The organism is Paenibacillus cookii, assembly GCF_018333375.1.
Classification (GTDB): Bacteria; Bacillota; Bacilli; order Paenibacillales; family Paenibacillaceae; genus Paenibacillus_AQ; species Paenibacillus_AQ cookii.
Map to the genome: position 1 here is coordinate 33,222 of NZ_BORW01000012.1, position 16,924 is coordinate 50,145.

20 protein-coding genes are annotated in these 16,924 nt (G+C 52.7%); 18 read left to right on the forward strand and 2 right to left on the reverse strand.

Annotated features, from left to right (window positions below):
* Positions 1-157: 157 nt before the first annotated feature.
* Entirely contained in the window at positions 158-610 is a 453-nt protein-coding gene (locus tag KI367_RS13130; RefSeq protein WP_212950162.1) for a hypothetical protein, read from the forward strand.
* 51 nt (positions 611-661) lie between these two features.
* Positions 662-1,816 (forward strand): transglutaminase domain-containing protein, encoded by a 1,155-nt coding sequence (locus KI367_RS13135; RefSeq protein ID WP_212950164.1) that lies wholly within the window; start codon positions 662-664, stop codon positions 1,814-1,816.
* A gap of 113 nt (positions 1,817-1,929) precedes the next feature.
* Here KI367_RS13135 and KI367_RS13140 read toward each other — a convergent pair whose 3' ends face one another.
* A complete protein-coding gene (locus KI367_RS13140) occupies positions 1,930-2,355 on the reverse strand; it encodes an ImmA/IrrE family metallo-endopeptidase (protein ID WP_197069946.1) in 426 nt (141 codons plus the stop codon).
* Positions 2,356-2,406: 51 nt separating this feature from the next.
* Positions 2,407-2,835, reverse strand: a complete 429-nt coding sequence (locus KI367_RS13145) for a helix-turn-helix domain-containing protein (RefSeq protein ID WP_212950265.1) — start codon at positions 2,833-2,835, stop codon at positions 2,407-2,409.
* Positions 2,836-3,165: 330 nt separating this feature from the next.
* Here KI367_RS13145 and KI367_RS13150 point away from each other — a divergent pair, with 330 nt between their 5' ends.
* The 16 genes from KI367_RS13150 to KI367_RS13225 all read left to right on the forward strand — a co-directional run bounded on the left by KI367_RS13150 (position 3,166) and on the right by KI367_RS13225 (position 16,912).
* Positions 3,166-3,636: an ArpU family phage packaging/lysis transcriptional regulator gene (locus KI367_RS13150; RefSeq protein WP_212950166.1), complete on the forward strand. Its 471-nt coding sequence runs from the start codon at positions 3,166-3,168 to the stop codon at positions 3,634-3,636.
* 1,062 nt (positions 3,637-4,698) lie between these two features.
* Positions 4,699-5,538 (forward strand): hypothetical protein, encoded by an 840-nt coding sequence (locus KI367_RS13155; protein ID WP_212950168.1) that lies wholly within the window; start codon positions 4,699-4,701, stop codon positions 5,536-5,538.
* Between the two features lie 10 nt (positions 5,539-5,548).
* The gene (locus KI367_RS13160) at positions 5,549-5,755 is read left to right on the forward strand and encodes a YqzN/YkzM domain-containing protein (protein ID WP_212950169.1); all 207 of its coding nucleotides are present in this window, start codon (positions 5,549-5,551) and stop codon (positions 5,753-5,755) included.
* Positions 5,756-5,757: 2 nt separating this feature from the next.
* Positions 5,758-7,224, forward strand: a complete 1,467-nt coding sequence (locus KI367_RS13165; protein ID WP_212950171.1) for a phage tail sheath family protein — start codon at positions 5,758-5,760, stop codon at positions 7,222-7,224.
* Positions 7,225-7,310: 86 nt separating this feature from the next.
* Positions 7,311-7,718, forward strand: coding sequence for a phage tail tube protein (locus KI367_RS13170; protein ID WP_036709003.1), 408 nt, complete (start codon positions 7,311-7,313; stop codon positions 7,716-7,718).
* Positions 7,719-7,754: 36 nt separating this feature from the next.
* Positions 7,755-8,189 (forward strand): phage tail assembly chaperone, encoded by a 435-nt coding sequence (locus KI367_RS13175; RefSeq protein ID WP_036709006.1) that lies wholly within the window; start codon positions 7,755-7,757, stop codon positions 8,187-8,189.
* Positions 8,190-8,212: 23 nt separating this feature from the next.
* Entirely contained in the window at positions 8,213-8,350 is a 138-nt protein-coding gene (locus KI367_RS13180; protein ID WP_212950173.1) for a hypothetical protein, read from the forward strand.
* Between the two features lie 15 nt (positions 8,351-8,365).
* A complete protein-coding gene (locus KI367_RS13185) occupies positions 8,366-10,660 on the forward strand; it encodes a hypothetical protein (RefSeq protein WP_212950175.1) in 2,295 nt (764 codons plus the stop codon).
* Between the two features lie 55 nt (positions 10,661-10,715).
* The gene (locus KI367_RS13190) at positions 10,716-11,369 is read left to right on the forward strand and encodes a LysM peptidoglycan-binding domain-containing protein (RefSeq protein ID WP_212950177.1); all 654 of its coding nucleotides are present in this window, start codon (positions 10,716-10,718) and stop codon (positions 11,367-11,369) included.
* Positions 11,366-12,343 (forward strand): XkdQ/YqbQ family protein, encoded by a 978-nt coding sequence (locus KI367_RS13195; RefSeq protein WP_036709012.1) that lies wholly within the window; start codon positions 11,366-11,368, stop codon positions 12,341-12,343. The genes KI367_RS13190 and KI367_RS13195 overlap by 4 nt, the downstream gene beginning before the upstream one ends.
* Positions 12,336-12,731, forward strand: a complete 396-nt coding sequence (locus KI367_RS13200; protein ID WP_212950179.1) for a hypothetical protein — start codon at positions 12,336-12,338, stop codon at positions 12,729-12,731. The genes KI367_RS13195 and KI367_RS13200 overlap by 8 nt, the downstream gene beginning before the upstream one ends.
* The gene (locus tag KI367_RS13205) at positions 12,724-13,179 is read left to right on the forward strand and encodes a DUF2634 domain-containing protein (protein WP_212950189.1); all 456 of its coding nucleotides are present in this window, start codon (positions 12,724-12,726) and stop codon (positions 13,177-13,179) included. Before KI367_RS13200 ends, KI367_RS13205 begins: the two co-directional genes overlap by 8 nt.
* Positions 13,179-14,333: a baseplate J/gp47 family protein gene (locus tag KI367_RS13210; protein ID WP_212950190.1), complete on the forward strand. Its 1,155-nt coding sequence runs from the start codon at positions 13,179-13,181 to the stop codon at positions 14,331-14,333. Before KI367_RS13205 ends, KI367_RS13210 begins: the two co-directional genes overlap by 1 nt.
* Positions 14,326-14,907: a YmfQ family protein gene (locus KI367_RS13215; RefSeq protein ID WP_036709016.1), complete on the forward strand. Its 582-nt coding sequence runs from the start codon at positions 14,326-14,328 to the stop codon at positions 14,905-14,907. Before KI367_RS13210 ends, KI367_RS13215 begins: the two co-directional genes overlap by 8 nt.
* A 2-nt stretch (positions 14,908-14,909) precedes the next feature.
* Entirely contained in the window at positions 14,910-15,914 is a 1,005-nt protein-coding gene (locus KI367_RS13220) for a hypothetical protein (protein ID WP_212950192.1), read from the forward strand.
* A 20-nt stretch (positions 15,915-15,934) separates the two neighbouring features.
* Positions 15,935-16,912, forward strand: a complete 978-nt coding sequence (locus KI367_RS13225) for a Kelch repeat-containing protein (protein WP_036709021.1) — start codon at positions 15,935-15,937, stop codon at positions 16,910-16,912.
* Positions 16,913-16,924: the final 12 nt, after the last annotated feature.

Below are 16,924 nucleotides of genomic sequence, written 5' to 3' on the forward strand. Positions count from 1 at the left end.
GTCCCGTATTAGACCCGAATTTTCGGGTGGTTCCCGCAGCATCCTCCGAATACCGGGAGGGCGACGTGGCGGCGGGCTGACAGGCCATGTTCCGATCATGTATAATAAGAACGTCTTTATTCTGATACCAAGCTTTAGCTGATGGGAGTGAATGTGAATGAATACGCAGGTATGGTCCGATTTCTTGCAGCAAAACTGGCTGGTAATCCTTATTGCTCTCATTGTGCTGTTCGTGGTCCTGAATCTGGTGAAGACCATGGTCAAATGGGCGATTGCCGTCATCATCGTCGTGGCCTTGGTGGTGTACAGCGGCGTTTCCCTCGATCAAATCAAGGACGTGGTGAATGACGTGAAGACGGAAACCGTGGATACGCTTAAAAGCGAAGCCACGAACCTCATGATGAAGGAAGCGAAAGAGGCAAAATATACATCGGATGCGGCTGGAAACTTTACGATCACGACCCCCAACCTGGAATTGAAAGGCCAGAAGGGGAAGGAAAAGGTGGAGGTTTCGCTGCGCGGCGTTTCGCTTGGCGAGTGGAAAATCAGCGATACGGTCAAGTCGTTTATCGAGGAATCGAAGAACAACACCAATGTTACTGCGAAATAAAACAAGAAAACGATCATCGTACCAGGGCATGTCGTGGAGGGAGGTTGTCTGATGGTAGAAACATGGATCCAGAGCTTGCGGGAGTTTAACGCGGTTTCGATTTTTTTGCTGCTGATCCTGCTGGTTTCGCTGCTTCAAGGCTGGCGGCGGGGAGCGTCGCGCTCGGCCGGAAGACTCCTCTCCCTGCTGCGGGAGGGAGTTTTTATTTTAGTGGCCTTGGTGCTGTCGGTGCCGTTTACCTTATGGGCATCGCCCAAAGTGCAGGAATGGCTGACGGAATATTCGAGCACGATCCCGAACCGCGATTTGAGCGTGTGGGAGCAGATCTATTATACGTTTATGTCGTCGATGGCCGAGTTTCCGCTGCTGCGGTTTGCGGTGCTGTTCATGCTCAGCTACAGCATCATCCGTTTGTTGATGCGCTGGCTGACGGTCCTCGTATTCGGCGGCAAAGACGCTTTGTTCGTGCCGGGGACGCGCCAGTCCTCGTCGCTGTTCAGCCGATTGTCGGGCGCGGCGATCGGTCTTCTGATCGGAGCGGGACGCTGCATCGTCGTCGTGGCGCTGCTGTTCGTGTTTGCTACGCTGTACCCCGACTCTTCCTTTACCCGTTACGTGGAGGCTTCGCCTATTTATCAGGAAGGCGCCAAGCGGGTCATTGAGCCGTTATCCGGCAATTTGGTGAAGGACAAGCTGCCGGTATTTACGAAGGCGGTGGAAAAAGAGCTTAGCGGCATCATGCAGCGCAAATACGAGGTCATCGACCATGCGATTCCGGACGATATCGATGCGGCCGCCGCCGAAATCGTCAAAGGCGCCAAAACCGACGAAGACAAGGCGAGACGGCTGTATGACTGGGTCGGGACCCGAGTGCAGTACGATTACGGAAAGGTCGACGATTACGAGCAAAAAGGCATTTGGCATGAACAGACGCCGCAGGATACGTTCGATACGAAAAAAGGGGTATGCATCGACTATGCCCGCCTGTATGCGATGATGGCCCGATCGCAAGGATTGCAGGTCCGGGTCGTCACCGGGCAGGGGTATAACGGACAAGGCGGGTATGGTCCGCATGCCTGGAACGAAGTCTACTTGAGCGAGCAAAAAAAATGGGTTCCGCTGGATCCGACGTGGGCGCAAAGCGGCAACTGGTTTAATCCGCCGAATTTTGCGGCGACCCATATCCGGGACGGCATTCTGTCATAATCCGGATGCTGCCCAAAAAATGAGGAGCTGTACCGATCGGCCATCACATGGCGCGGACAGCTCCTTTTCTTTTGCTGCGGTTTGGCTCGAAGCGGTTCTTTTTTTGGCGGGACTCATGTCCGGGACATGCCCTCAAGCAAAGGGCACATTTCCGGCGGAATGCCGCTGCGCCTGCAAACGTCCTCGGCGGTTTCATCCTGACGTATGGCGACCCCTGCGGTCAACAGCAGGACGGCAAACCGGTTGGCCTGCCGCTCCAGCTTGCCCGGCGCAAAATAGGAATGCTCCTCCAGGAAAAAACGGTTAATCCCCTTATGCAGCCGGTCATGGCCCAGTTCATGCGCGCAAACGAATCGCTGCCACTCGGGGGAAAGCTGGTTGTGTATGACGATAAACCGCCTTCGCAGCTTGCGGTAATACAGTCCCTTGGTCGATTTGCCAAGGTCGGTATAACGGATCTGTATGCCAAGCGCACGCGCAAGCTCGAAGGGACAGCTTGTTTTGTATTTGCGGGTTAATTTTCGAATGATCTCGTCCACCATATTCACCTGCTTTGTCGTTTAGTCGTAAGTTGGCAGCGTGTGGAGGAGCTATTTTCCATCCGGCGTTCCGTTTGGTTTTTTCTTTCTTTTGTTCATTTGCTTGGCTTCCCAGAACAACCCGGTCAATACGTCCTTGATCCGCTGCCGGTCCTCCTCGTCCAGGGGAATTCCGTCGAACATCAGCTCGCCGTCTTCTTCCAGCATTTTTTTGAAATCGCGTTTGTCTTTGTACGTGGCCCACTCCGGCGCCTGAGCGGCATCGTGCGCGGTTCCGCTTTCCTCCAAATATCCCGCCGCCGTCATCAGCTCCCCGTAGGAAACGCCCAGGGCATCGGCCAGCTTGCGGATGGTGGGGGCTTTGGGCACGCCGCGCACGCCGTTTTCCATCCGCGAAATTTGCGAGTTGCTGATTCCCGCGGTTTCCGCCAGCTGGTTGATCGACATGCCTTTTTGTTCGCGAAGTTTTCTTAACAGCATTCCGAATTCGTTTTCCACGAGTATGTCCACTCCTTTGCATCCATCAGGACCTGTGCAAATTCGAACGGCTTGTGGAAGCGCGCGTTTTGCAGATCCTCTATTAAGAACTTACGTTCCCGCATACTACTATAACGTCTTGTTGCCAAAAGGTAAAGAAAAAGGCGGATTTCATGCCAAAAGGCATAAAAGAGGAGGGATAACCACCCGTTTTCTTCGATTTTGCCGGTTTACGGCTTGTACCAAAAAGTGGTATGTTAACATCATTATACGAACAAAAATGCGAACAAGCTACAACTATTTACTATTTTAATCTTGAAGGAGTGCATATTCATGGAACAATTTCTGCCGGAGCTGGACCGCCGCAAAACGCAAACCGCGATCGAGGCTTTGTTCGAAAAATATCGCATTTATAAAACGATCACCTTCGAAGCCAGGGAAGCCAGCATCACTGCTTCGTATACCGAACGCTTCCACGGACCGACGAACGTCACATCCGACCAGACCGCGCAAATCGCCGTTTACAACGTGGACGTGCCTGCGGCCCGCAGGGCGTACTGCGAAACGATCGAATCCGTCGTGGACCGGCTGGGGGAACGGGAACGGCTGATCATCCGGGAGCGGTACATGAAGCAGGACGATGTGTTCGATTATAAAGTGTACAACTACATTTTGGATCCGCCGGTCAGCAAGGACACGTACACGAAAATCCGGACCCGGGCGTTTTATAAGCTGGCGCTGGCCTTCGCCGATTTGGGGCTGCTTAAGCTTGACGGGCTGCAAAAGCGGGTGACGGTGGGCTAGATTCTAGATTTGTGAAGGCAAACCATTCGCATGAACGGTTCAGGTCGCTACGGTTGGGGCACCGCCAGGTATGAAGCGGCAGAATGGCGTATCTTGAGGAAGCCGTGGAAACGGCCGGGGAACAGGCGGGTAAACAGTGGTAGAAACGGGCGTAGAGACCCGCGGAAATAAAATAAAGGCAGCTACAGTCGTTGAAGCAGTTGTAGAGACAGTCGTGAATCAGTGGTTGTAATCTCCGGTGAAGCAGTTGTTCATGCAATCGTAGCTATAGTTTTGGAACGGCTGTAGAAGGAATGGAATCGTAGAAACCCGTGGAAACAACCGTGTCTACGGTCTTAGAAACAGTCGTGAATTCAGTCGCTGTAATCGCCGTGAAATCAGTCGTGGCCCCATCTTCGGACGTACTGACTGCCGCATGGATCACGAATGAATCGCACGCGCTACTCTAACGGTTGCAGCCGCCGTTATTGAGGGTAAATTGGCTCCATTTGTTTTTTAACGGATACAGTTGAGGCTATTTCTTGAAAAAGCGCCTTTTTGGAAGTGTTTCGGAGCAATTAAGCACAGTGATAACCGTTAGAATATTAAACGGGCCCTTCTTACCTACTTAGCGGTTGTGAGGTCCGTTAGAATATCGTTGAGGCTAAGATTGAAAGGATAGGGGAGAGCCCCCTGTCCTTTTTTTATTTCCAAATATCAAATCATCTATTAACGGTGTGCAGACTGCGTATATAGGAGAAAATCCTAAACAAAAATACGAACATACATTCGCGCTTTTTTCATCCGACAATACGTCTGAAACCGTCCAATTCGGCGTCAGCGCATCCGTTTGAGGGGTGTAAGATTGTATCATCGGAAATGAAATCAAGAGAACAACCGAAGACGCTAACAGTCGATGTTCAAGCCGGCCCATGTGGCCGGTTTTTGATTGGCGGTGAAATTCTCTTGGCTCATGTCCGGTGCGAATGTTGGCAGAAGGGAGGAGCCGAAAATGCAAAAGCAAGCGGTGCTTGCAGGCATGAACAGCCTTAGGGAACAAGGAGCGCTACGGCAGCCCCCGGTATGAGAGCGGCGCTCAAGCAAGCGATCGCGGACGTCGTGCCAGCGCTGAAAGACAGGCTGTACGACGTGCAGCCCCCGGCCGACGGTGCAGCGGAGCCCTACGGGGTGATCGCGTTCGGCGAGGAAATCTGGAAATCGGCCTGGGCGGGGTACCGGCAGGTGATCCGGCTTAAGCTTTACGCGGGCGACGCAGGCCTGGATCAGGCAGATCAGTGGGCGGAGTCGCTTGTCGGCGGGCTGCACCGGAAGCGGGTGGTCTACCCGGATGCAGCGCCGTTTACGCTGGTTTACCTGGGAGCGCGGGAAGCCGAAAGGCTGGAACCAACGACGGGCAAAGCGGTTCGGACGCTTCGGTTTGGCGTGTATGTTCCGGAAGCGGAGTCCGGGAGCCCGGGGGCCGGGCCGGATGAATGGTTAAGCGCTCTGGCCGGCTGGACCGGGAAAAGGTTAGGCGAGCCGTGGACGGTGTACCAAACGTCGTGGCCTTCCGGACCGGACGACCATGCCGTGCTGTGGCGGATGACGGGCTGCGAGACCAAAATGGCGGGGGCGTCGCTTTACGAGGTCCGCAAACATTTTGCAGGGCATATCGCCGCGCCGAATTCCGACGTAGAGCAGCAGGCGGCCGTTTCGCTCATCGAAGGCTTGGGAACTCAGGTGCAGCTGCCTTTGAGCACCGACCAACGCAGGTACATGTCCGTTACGGAAGCGTCGGCCGATTTGAAGGCGGATGCGTTTTTGGATGGGCAGGTGAAGCTGACGCTGGTGCAGCGGCGGATGCGGCCGGCCGAAGAGGCGGCGCTGATCCGCAGGGTAGAGATTCATCCTATTTTGAAATGAGGTGTTTGGCATGGCGGTTAAAAAAACGGCGCAAACCGAAGGAACAGCCAGTGAACCGCGTTACATGCTTTCGGAGCTGACGGATCGATCCAAAGATTTGTTTGGCGTTCAGGAAGAAGTGATGGCGGGTGCTTTTTACGGCGAAGAGGACAAGACGTTTTCGGTGGCGGAAGCAAAAGCAAAAATCGAACAATTCATGAAAGCGAAGGTGGATTAATTATGGCAGGCGGAACATGGGAAAACACGAATAAACCGGTATTGCCGGGATTGTATATGAATTTCAAGGCGGCGGCCGCTTCGGCGATCCAGGGCGGTTCCCGCGGCACGGTGCTCGTGCCGGTGAAGGCAAATTGGGGGCCAGTGCGCGAGTTCGTGGAAATCGGAAGCGAAACGGCCATTGGCCAGGTGTACTCGACGGACGCAGCGGACGGCGCGACGGCGTACAAGACGCTGTATCTCGCGCTGCTGGGCGGACCGAAAAAACTGGTCGCTTACCGTCTCGCGGATGATACTGCGGCGCAAGCCAGCCTGACGCTGCAAACGGGGGATGCCACGCCGCAAGACGCGCTCCAGCTGCAGGCGAAATATCCGGGAAGCCGCGGCAACGGCTTTACCGTAACCATTCAGCCGGCGCTTGGCGAGCCGAATGCGAAGGAACTTCGCCTGTACGAGGGTGCCAAACTGCTCGGAACTTACAAGGGAGCCGACGGCACGGCCGCCTCGATCGCCGAACAGATCAACAAGGATAACGGCAATGCCTGGATTACGGCCAAAGTGCTGGGGCAAGGCGGAACGCCTGCCGACGTGAGCGGCGCTGCTTTTACGGGAGGCGCCAGCGGCAACGGCAGACTGACGAATGCCGAGTACATCGCCATGCAGGAAGCGGCGGAAGGGCAGGATTTTGACGTGCTGGCGCTCGATTACGCCGCCGATATGGCGCTGCTGCAAAGCTTCGCGGCGTGGATCAAGCGGATGCGCCGCGAAGGCAGGGGCGTCATGGCCGTCTTTGGCGGTTCGGCTGCGGACGATACGGCCAAGGATGCCGTGAAGCTCGCTGCGTCCCGATCGCTGGCGCTCAATCATGAAGGCATCATCAATGTGGGCACGGGCGTGCGCCTCGCCGGGACGGATTACAGCTCCGCGCAGACGGCGGCTTACGTTGCGGGCCTCATTGCCGGGCAGCGGCTGAACCAGTCCGCGACGTATGCGGTGACGCCTTTTGAAGACGTGACCCGCCGCTGGACCCGTTCCGAGCAGGAGGAAGCGGTGAAAAACGGCGTGTTCCTGCTCTTTTACGACGGCCGCCAGGTTAAGGCGCTGCGCGGCATCAACAGCTTGGTGACGCCTGCCGAAGGCCAAAACAACGCCTGGAAAAAAATCCGCTCCATCCGCGTCATGGACGCGATCAACGCCGACCTTCAGCTTGCCGCCGAGCAATCGTATATCGGCAAGGTGAACAACACCGAGGAAGGCCGTTTGGCGCTCATCGGCGCCGTGAAGGAGTATTTGGCCCAGCTGTCTTTGAGTAGCGTCATCGAGCCGAACGGTTACGACGTCATTTTGGACCCGGCTTATTACGGCGACAGCGCCGTGAACACGCCGGAGCCGGATCAGGTGTTCCTGCAGTGGAACGTGAAGCTGACCGACGTGATGGAGCAACTGTTCGGAACGTTTTACGTGCAATAAGGATGGTTTTGGATTCAACAGGCTGAACGATTCAGCGGATTAAACAAACATTTCATGAACTTTTAAAATACGGGGAGGAAAAAACAATGTTGGATGCTTCAAGAGTCATTATGGGGACGTATGGCCAGGCCTATATCGACGGGGTATGGCAAACGCATATTAACAAGCTGGAAGCGAGCGTGGAGATCGAAAAGAAAGAGCTGAACCTGGTCGGCCGGGACTGGAAGGTGCATAAAAACGGCGCCAAAAAGGGCAGCGGCACGATGAGCGGCTACAAAGTCACGTCGGACATGATTCAGCGCGGGTTCTCCAAGTTCGACATTATCTCCAAGCTCGACGATCCGGAGTCTTTCGGGCATGAGCGCGTGCGCCTGATCAACTGCATGCCGGACAAAATCCAGCTTGCCAACTGGACGGCCGGCGAAGAGGTGCAGGAAGAGACGCCGTTTACGTTTGAAGGCTACGAGCTGCTCGATCCGATCGTCGGCAACTAAGGCATTTTTCGAAACCAGGGAAAAGGAGAATGAGACATGAGCGTACATGAGCATATGACGGAGGAGCAAATTTTGGACAGCCTGTTCGAGGCTGCGGAAAAATTGCCGGAAGCGACCGTCCGCATCAAACGTCTGGACATGAACATCGTGCTGCACGGGCTCACTTCGAGCAAGGTGGACAGCATCCGCGAGCGCTGCATGATCCGCCGCACGGTGAAAGGTTCGGTGGAAGAGAAGGTGGACAGCGAAACGTTTAACGCCTTGCTGATCGCGGAAGCGACCGGAAAGCTGGAAGTGAAGGGCCTGGCCCTGAACGGCTGGGGCGATCCGCGGATTACGAGCCGCATGAAGCTGTCCGGCGGGGAGCAGGCGGTGCGCCGCATGCTGCTGGCAGGCGAACTGGACGCCGTCGGCGACAAGGTGCTGGAGCTGTCCGGCTTCGGCGTCGACATCGATGACGTAAAAAACTAATCCGCTCCGGGGGAATGACGACGATGCTGTATCATCTGTGGGTACGGCATCACCTTCGTCCCGGAGATTTCTGGCGGCTGCCGCGCGGCGAGCGCCTGCTTCTGATTGCTTTTGCGGAAGAAGAGATGGACCGCCTGGCAGCCAAAATTTCGGACCGATGAGGAGGTGACATAGAGATGGCTGAAACGATGAATTACCGGATGAACCTGGTCATCGACCCGAAAAACGTCATCAAAGCCAACCGCGAGCTGCGGGCCATGGAGCGTTACTTCGAGCGCATCCAGGGCCGCGTCCTGAGAATCGGCCGAACCCGCATGGCTCCCGAGATCGTGCTGAAGGACCGGGCCTCGAAAGGGCTGGACAACCTGCTGCGCAAGCTGCAGCGGGTACGGTCGGAGGTGGTGAATGCTTCGGGTACGGTGACGTTGAAGATCCAAGGTGGAAAAGTCAAGGTAGGACCAGACGCCTCATTGCTTGTAAGCACCATTACGTCCAATACAGTGGCAATCAATAAATTGACCGCTGCACTCGGAGCAACCAAAGCAGGCGACGGGAAAAAGGAGGACCCGAAGGGATTTCTGGACCAACTGAAAGAAATATTCGGAGATCTAAAAAAAATTGGCGGGGGATTAAAAACCGCCGGGGAGATTCCCGGCAAGTTTAAGGAACTGAAGGACATATGGAACGATGCAGAAGACGAAGATGGAGGTTCTGGAGGTTCTACAGCTAAGGGCAAAAAAAACAAGAAGAATAAAAAAGGATCCAAGACCAAAAAGGGAAATAAGAAAACACCTAAAAGAAACAAGCTGGATAAAGCGGCAAATCCCAAAAAATCCGGCTCCAAAATGGGCAAAGCAACCAATCCGAAAACATTCGGGTCCAAGCTGTTCAAGACGGCAGAAAAAGGCGGGGATTTGTGGAAAACCGTGAAGTCTGCTGCGGGGGATGTCATTGGTGGCGCTAAGGGTCTGTGGAATCACGGAAAAGACTTGCTTAAAGGCACCGGCATATCTTCGAAGTTATCCTCTTGGATGAGTTCGGCTGCCGGAAAAATGAAAAACAGCAGTCTTGGCGGCAAAGCCAGCAAAGTTTTTAAAGGCGGTGCAGGCAAATTATTTAGTGCCCTTGGATTCGGATCATCGAAAGGCGCAAAAAACAAGCCCGGAAAACTGAATATTTTCGGCTCAAAGCTTGGCGAATGGACTAAAAAGGGCGCCAAAATCCTCGGTCCTGTCACCGATAGCCTAGTTGGAGGCGCTAAGGGGTTATGGGATAACGGAAAACAGCTGCTCAAAAGCGGAGGCGGATCTGCTGCCAAGGCCGTTTCGTTTGTAGGCTCCACTGCCGGGAAAATCGGGAAAAGCGGGCTGGGCATGGCAAGCAAGGTCCTAAAAGGCGGAGCAAGCAAGTTGCTCAATCTGTTTAGCCCTGATCCTAAACCTAAGAAAGCCAATACAGCGAATAAAACCAATAAAGCTAAGCCGTCAACTAACAAAGCTAAGGCAGCTAACGCTAAGAAAGGCGCCGGTTTCGGCACTAAGCTGTTCAAAATGGCCGGCAAAAGCGGAGAACTGCTTGAGACGGTTGGATCGGCCGGCGAAGACATCATCGGTGGAGCCCAAGGTCTATGGAAACACGGTAAAGAGCTTCTTTCAAGCACCGGTATTGGTTCGAAAATCAGCTCTGTTGTGAGCAAAGTCGGTAAAAGCGGCTTCGGCAGCGCGGCAGGTAAGCTTTTAGCAGGGGGCGCCAAAAAGTTGATGGGACCATTGGGATTCGTGTCTGATGCAATGTCCATCGCTTCGGCAAAACCAGGCAAAGAACGTTCAAAAGCCATCGGATCTACCATTGGCGGTGCAGCGGGCACTATGATTGGCGGAGCTCTTGGCACATTGATTCCGATTCCCGGTGTTGGCAATGCCATTGGGGCTACTCTCGGAAATATGGCCGGCAGCTTTGTAGGCGAAAAAATTGGCGGTTTAGTATCGGATTATGCGCCGAAAATTAAAGAAACGTTTTCATCCGTAACAGGGTGGTTTTCCAAGAAATTCGGCGGCAAAAGCAAACCAAAGGACAATCCGGCGGTCATGGGGCCGCCTGCACCTTCAAGCCCGATGTTGCCAGGGGCGAATACCGGTTATTCGGGAAGCGTTGCCGCTGCTCCTGGGCCAAGGCTTCAAACGGCAGCTACCGGGGGCGGGGGCACGGCAGGGGCTGCGGCCGGCGGCAAACTTCCGCAAGTCGTCCAGATCAGTCCGGAGCAGATGACGACGTTGTCGGGATTTTTGCGGGACATGAAAACCGAAACGACGACCCAATACAACCTGCCGCCTGGCGCGGTACAGGTCACGGTTCACGAGGAATATCCTGTTGATGTTGAAGGCCTGATCCAGCAGATCGGCCAACGTCTCAGAGCGGAATTCCAGAAAGCGTCGCAAAACAAAAAGCCGGTTCCTTTCGCCCAGGCTTAAGTTGAAAGATTGTCCGTTGGACAATAAACGAAGATGTAGGGAAGGGGGCGTTACGATGAACTTTGCGCTGATCGACGGCAGAGGGAAAAGATTCACTTTTCCCGTGAACCCCGAAGAAGTGACGATTTCCCGCCAAAAAGGGTACGACACGACGATGATCCTTTCTTCAGGGGAGTTTGATTTTGCGCAGGGAGACAGGGTGAAGGAAATTTCCTTCGCCTCTTTTTTTCCTAAGGAATATAATAATTCCTTTTGCCAAGTAAGCCAGGACGAGTTTATGGATCCTCAAACCGCCATGAATAAATTAAATGATTTTTTGGCGATGAAAATGCCGCTGCGTTTCGTCATATCGGAGACCGCTGTCAATGTTCTCGTGTTTGTTGTTTCGCACAATTCTACTTTTCGCGGGGGGGAGCCGGGGGACGTATATTTTGATATTACGCTGCGGACCTGGCGCGAATTAAAGGCAGCAAAGCTTGCTGGCGGTAATCAAGGAAAATCCTCCTCAACCGTCAACAAAAAGGCAAGAGTCGACCTGAAAGAAAAAAGCAAAACCTACGTCGTCAAACCGGGAGATTCCCTATCCAAAATCGCAAAACTGGAGCTTGGAAACAGCTCGGCCTGGAATAAAATCTATCAGCTGAACAAAAAGGTCATCGGAAGTAACCCGAATGCGATCAAACCTGGACAGAAGCTGGTGATGCCATGAGCTACAAGGTGATTTTGCAGAACAAATACGATTTGACTCCGCTGGTGGAGGCTATCAATCTGCGCGACTCGCTTGAGCAGGTTGCGTACCAGGGGACGGTTAATCTGGTGGTTACGCCGGATATGCCGCCGATCTCGCCGGGCATGTCCATTCGGATCAGCGGCGTTCCTTACGGCAAAACGAATTACGTGCCGCTGTTGAATCCCGGCGTTGTTTGGGAAGTGGAGACCTCGAACAATGGAATCAAACGGATGACGCTGACCATTTATGACCGCACGATCTACTTGGACAAGTCCGAGGATGAATACTTGTTTCCGGCGAAACAGACAGCATCCCAACGTTTCAAAAAATACGCTTCCGATTGGAATTTAAAAATCGCAAAGCTGCCGGATACCAAAAAAGAGCTCGGACGTTCCGTCTACCGGACGCAGTCCATCTATGCCAGCATGTTCGCCGACCTCAGGGAGACGGCCAAAGCCGGCGGAAAGCTGTATCATCCGCGGATGATTTCATCCGGGCTTGAGCTGTATGAGCTTGGGACCAACCCGGAGGTATACATTCTTGAACATGTTACGGATACGACCCAATCCCGGACGTTGGAGGGAGCGGCTACCCAGGTGAAGGTACTTGCAACGACAGCCAGCGAGTCCGGGAAAGAGGTCCCGTCCAAAGTGATGGCGATCGCCAAGAAGGACATCGACAAATATGGCCAGCTCCAGGCGATTATCCAGGACGATGAAGTCAAGTCGCAAGCAGCGGCGAAAGAGTTGGCCAAAAGCAAACTGCGCGGAATCTCGCAGACGATTTCCGTCAATGCGACCGACATCAACACGATCCGTGCCGGGGACGCAGTTTTGCTGGGCAGCATGAGGCTCATCGTCATTTCGGTCAGCAGGGAATTGGGGAATCCCGGAAGCATGTCGCTGGAACTGGGCACCTATGACGATGTGAAAAGGAGGTTTTACCTTGAATAAAGATCCATACGGACAGCTGGCGTCGGCGCTTTATTCTTCCGTCGGCAAGCATACGAGGCAGGCGCTTGGCGGCGTAGGAGCCGTTCTTGGTACGATTACCGGAACCGGTCTGAAGCTTGACGATTTTAAACACGAGTTTCAAGACTATTTGGTTGCCGAGCTGCCTGGATTGCTTTCAGTTCCGAGTCATATGGAGACAGGAACTATGATGCAGTCTGGACAACTGAATTGGGAAAACAAGCAGACGTCATTTAATTTTGATGAAACCGAAATCGAAGATGCTCGTCTTAGCTTGGCCTTAAAGCCTGGGGATCGTGTGCTGGCGGTTCGGGTGAATGGTGGGAATGATGTGGTGGTTGTATGCAAGGTGGTGAGCGGGCATGGCTAATTTGTTTCCGGAGACGGAGGACATGGTCTGGGAGGATGCGACAGAGCTGGAGACGTATGAAGGAAGCGGGGCCGTGTTCGGCCGCAGCTGGAAGTTCGATTTTGACGCAGGCGAATTTGTCATGTCGCCGACCCGTAAAATGGCCTTGGCCGATGAAAAAGAGGCTTGGGTGCTCTGGTGCGAAAAAGCGATCCGAACGCCGCGTTACCGCCACCTCATCTATTCCCGGGATTATGGCAGCGAGCTGGAGGAATTGATCGGCAGCGGCAACCGGGCGATTCAGGAAAGCGAAATCCGGCGTATGGTCTCCGAAACGCTGCTCGCGGATGCGCGGACGCAAAACGTGGATCAGTTTGTTTTCGAATGGGAAGGGGAAAGCTGTCGTTTCGCCTGCCGGATTACGAATATCCGCGATGAAGAAGCCGTATTGGAAGGGAGTGTGGGATAATGGCGGATTTGCCGCTTTATTTGCAAGATCAAACCGAAGACGAAATCATGCAGCGCATGCTGAGCCGGGTGCCCGCGGATATCGATAAATCCGAGGGCTCTTTTATTTGGGACGCGCAGGCGCCCGTGGCGTTTATGCTGTCCGAAGCGGCGATTTGGGCGCAGGAGTTGTTAAGAAGAGGATTTGCTAGTACGGCAGCGAGTGACAGCGATGATACCCGTTCCGTCGAATTAGATTTACGGACGGCCGAGCACGGTATTGCGAGACGTGAGGCGGTTGCCGCATCGGGCATCGTTTTATTTACCGGGAAACCGGGTACGCTTGTGCCTGAGGGAACCTTTGTTGCGACTCCCACTGATGAAGTATCGGGAGAGTCCTCGGTCGAATACGTCACGACAACAGCCGTCGTGTTGGATGGCTCGGGTGTTGGTACAGCGACAATTCGAGCAGTGGTCCCGGGAAAAAACGGCAATGTGCCTGCTGGCGTTATCAATGTGATGTCTTCGTCGGTTAGCGGGATTTCATCCGTATCCAATCCTGAGCCTACAAAAAGCGGGGCGGATACGGAATCCGATCAATCTTTATTAGAGCGTTTTTATGCAAAGATTCGCAGTCAAGGTACAAGCGGTAACAAGGTGCAATACATGCAATGGGCGAATGAAATCGCTGGTGTTGGCGGAGTCGAAGTGGTGCCGCTTTGGAAAGGACCGGGGACCGTTGGGTTGTATATTTTAGATACGGACAAGCGTGCTGCTAGTCCCGAGATCATTGATGCAGTCCAAAACCATATCGATCCGACCCAGGATGGGCAGGGAGAAGGATTGGCCCCGGCGGGGCCCGTCGTGACTGTTTTACCTGCGGAGGAGGTTCCCATTAGTATTTCGGTTAAAGTTCAGCGTACGCAGGAAAAGCCTTCAACCTTGGAGGAGATCAGGGAGTTGATAGCAGACGGGGTAAAAGCCTACTTGCAGCAAATTGCTTTTAATCGAAAAGATCCATTGGTACGTTATACGCGGATTGCTGCCGTTCTGCTCGATATACCGATTATCGTTGATTACTCGGATTTGACAATCAACGGCAATTCCGAACAGCAAAACATAGAAATCGGCTCAGGCCAAGTGGCTGTATTGGGGACGGTGAACGTAAGTGAATAAATGGGAAATAGACAGCTTGCGAGGACGCGAGCTGTTTTCTTATCTACCTTCGTATTACGAAAACTCTCGTGTCATGCAGTACGACATGAATGCCAAGGGCAGCGAGATGGACTTGCTATATCAGGCGTTGGATTCGGCAGCCGCTCAATTTTTTGTACGTACGGCTACATGGGGACTGAGCCGTTGGGAATTTGAGCTTGGTATCCCTACCGATCTGACTAAGCCGCTAGACCAACGTCGTGCCGTTGTCGAATCGAAACTGCGTGGAGCAGGAAAGTTCTCTGGTTCACAGGTGAAGAGCGTAGCGGAAGCTTATGATGGCGGAAGCGTAGAAGTGACCTTTCATCCGGTGGAATGGAGGTTTACTGTAAAATTCATCGATACAATCGGCATTCCACCGAATTTAGAGGACTTAAAGGCGGCAATCGAGGAAATCAAGCCTGCGCATATAGATGTAGATTATGTATTCCGCTATTACACGTACAGGGAACTGAAATTGACGGGAAAAACTTATGAGCAGGTCCTTTCAACAGGAAAAACGTATAGTGAAATCTATAATCGGGGGTTGATGTAAAGATGGCGCAAACGACAAATCTAGGGTTGCCGCTCATTGAGGAATCAATGACAGCCGATGTAGTTCGGGATTTTAATTCGCTTGCTCAGGAAATTGACAACAAAGTTATGCCGAAGGATATTGAGACTCTTAGCGTCTCTCAAATTAGTGTTTCTGACGGTGTTCGAAGCCTTAATCTGGGTTCGGTTGCGAATGAGATTCGGTTCGGAACCTCTACCAACCATGATATTAGTCTCATAACCAAAAGCTTAGAGCGTGGTCGGATCACCGCTGCGGGTTCTCTCGTTTGGCAGGACCGCATTTTGACCGGACGTGCAGGGATGCAAATCGGCCAAGACGCGTCTGCGGCGAAAAACTTTCATTTTGTTTCTGACGATGTTGGAGCAAGGACTGCTTTTCGGGTTTATAACGGAGTTTATGGTTCGGGTATACGTATGTTGGGGATTGACACAGCAGGCAACGTTACGATTGGAGCGCAGGGAGATGCACTCAACGACGAGGGATGGTCTAAGGTTGTTGATATATATAAAACCGGGAATCTCAACCTAACCATCCGAACCGATACATCTCGAGGAGTCATCGCAGTTCATGACTCAGGGTTCTATGGATCTAGCGCAGGCATGATTCTAGGAACTGTAACAAATCAGGAGCTTTCATTTGTAGTAAATAAAATCCGCCGAGCGGTTATTGGCACTGACGGATCTTTTACGGTTACGACGGGGGCGCTGGGAGTGTCCACTTCTCAAGACGCCATGACAACGTTAAGTGCAGGAAATATACCCGGAAACGGCTGGCGCATTAAGCAGATTATTAATAGTTATAACGATGGTTATGGAGGGGCAGGTCTTATATTCCGGGCAATTAGACCGACAGATGGGGCTTTTATGGATATTAAGATTAATTATCAAAAAGGCGGCGGCGACGTCATGACAGAAAGTCATGTAGTCAAATCCACATCTGCTCCGTCCGGCGGCTTCGACGGCCAAATCTGGCTTCAATACACATAAAGGAAGGGAGGCAAAAGTCTATGTCCTTAAATGTTAATGTCAGTGGAGCCTGGAAAAATGCTTCAGCGGTTCATACACGCGTTAATGGTACATGGCGCAAAGTTACCCAGGTATGGGTACGCGTTAACGGAAGCTGGAAACAGGTTTGGTCTGGTAGTGGGTTTAGAGTTGTAGCAAACCTAAATGGCCCTCGTATATGGCATTACACTGAAGCGGTTAACGGATATGTGTATGTCATCGGGGGATACTCGAGTGTAATCGAACCAGGAAAAGAGAATATAACCACGGAACGCTATGATCCGAACACGAATACATGGGCTTACATGGCAAATAACCCATATCGTAAGGTCAATGGTTGTTCCTTTGTTATCGATAACAAGATATATGTTCAAGGCGGAAATGGACAGTACTACCAAGGCGTTATATATAATCCTGCAACGAACACCTACGGGGAATATAAACAGACAAGGGCAGGGGAATCGCAATTTTCCGGTGCAATTAACGGTTATGGATATACCGCTGGGGGATTGGACGGCTCCATTTACAATAATACGTACCAATATAATCCGACGACAAATACGTCAACACTTATGGCACCAATGCCTACGGCACTTGCATATGGAGCGTCTGCTGCAGTTTTTAACAGCCTATTTACATTCGGAGGCATGGACATTAACGGCAACTGGACAAACCTCGTTTATCAATATACGCCGAGCAATAATACCTGGACTCAAAAGGCATCGGCTCCGTCGGCCGATCAGCGTCCATGCGCGTGGTCATTTAATAACAAAATTTATTTATACCGTCTGTGGAACCAACTCGACATATTCGACCCTGCCACGAATACATGGGTAACGTCAGCAGACCGTTCTCCGAGTGGTCAGTCCATCTATAGTACAAAAGCGGCCGTTGTCGGTAACAAAGCATATATTCCCGGCGGTGTGAACGCTAATAATGGCTCGTTTTCAAATCAAACGCTTGAATACACAATGGGATAAGGAGGCTTATGC

Bases quoted from the DNA above. Each gene is read 5' to 3' on its own strand.
- KI367_RS13135 (WP_212950164.1), top strand. From the start codon at position 662: ATGGTAGAAACATGGATCCAGAGCTTGCGGGAGTTTAACGCGGTTTCG.
- KI367_RS13205 (WP_212950189.1), top strand. From the start codon at position 12,724: ATGGCTAATTTGTTTCCGGAGACGGAGGACATGGTCTGGGAGGATGCG.
- KI367_RS13185 (WP_212950175.1), top strand. From the start codon at position 8,366: ATGGCTGAAACGATGAATTACCGGATGAACCTGGTCATCGACCCGAAA.
- KI367_RS13150 (WP_212950166.1), top strand. From the start codon at position 3,166: ATGGAACAATTTCTGCCGGAGCTGGACCGCCGCAAAACGCAAACCGCG.
- KI367_RS13175 (WP_036709006.1), top strand. From the start codon at position 7,755: ATGAGCGTACATGAGCATATGACGGAGGAGCAAATTTTGGACAGCCTG.
- KI367_RS13180 (WP_212950173.1), top strand. From the start codon at position 8,213: ATGCTGTATCATCTGTGGGTACGGCATCACCTTCGTCCCGGAGATTTC.
- KI367_RS13145 (WP_212950265.1), bottom strand. From the start codon at position 2,835: ATGCTGTTAAGAAAACTTCGCGAACAAAAAGGCATGTCGATCAACCAG.
- KI367_RS13225 (WP_036709021.1), top strand. From the start codon at position 15,935: ATGTCCTTAAATGTTAATGTCAGTGGAGCCTGGAAAAATGCTTCAGCG.
- KI367_RS13190 (WP_212950177.1), top strand. From the start codon at position 10,716: ATGAACTTTGCGCTGATCGACGGCAGAGGGAAAAGATTCACTTTTCCC.
- KI367_RS13165 (WP_212950171.1), top strand. From the start codon at position 5,758: ATGGCAGGCGGAACATGGGAAAACACGAATAAACCGGTATTGCCGGGA.
- KI367_RS13170 (WP_036709003.1), top strand. From the start codon at position 7,311: ATGTTGGATGCTTCAAGAGTCATTATGGGGACGTATGGCCAGGCCTAT.
- KI367_RS13195 (WP_036709012.1), top strand. From the start codon at position 11,366: ATGAGCTACAAGGTGATTTTGCAGAACAAATACGATTTGACTCCGCTG.
- KI367_RS13210 (WP_212950190.1), top strand. From the start codon at position 13,179: ATGGCGGATTTGCCGCTTTATTTGCAAGATCAAACCGAAGACGAAATC.
- KI367_RS13220 (WP_212950192.1), top strand. From the start codon at position 14,910: ATGGCGCAAACGACAAATCTAGGGTTGCCGCTCATTGAGGAATCAATG.
- KI367_RS13130 (WP_212950162.1), top strand. From the start codon at position 158: ATGAATACGCAGGTATGGTCCGATTTCTTGCAGCAAAACTGGCTGGTA.
- KI367_RS13155 (WP_212950168.1), top strand. From the start codon at position 4,699: ATGAGAGCGGCGCTCAAGCAAGCGATCGCGGACGTCGTGCCAGCGCTG.
- KI367_RS13160 (WP_212950169.1), top strand. From the start codon at position 5,549: ATGGCGGTTAAAAAAACGGCGCAAACCGAAGGAACAGCCAGTGAACCG.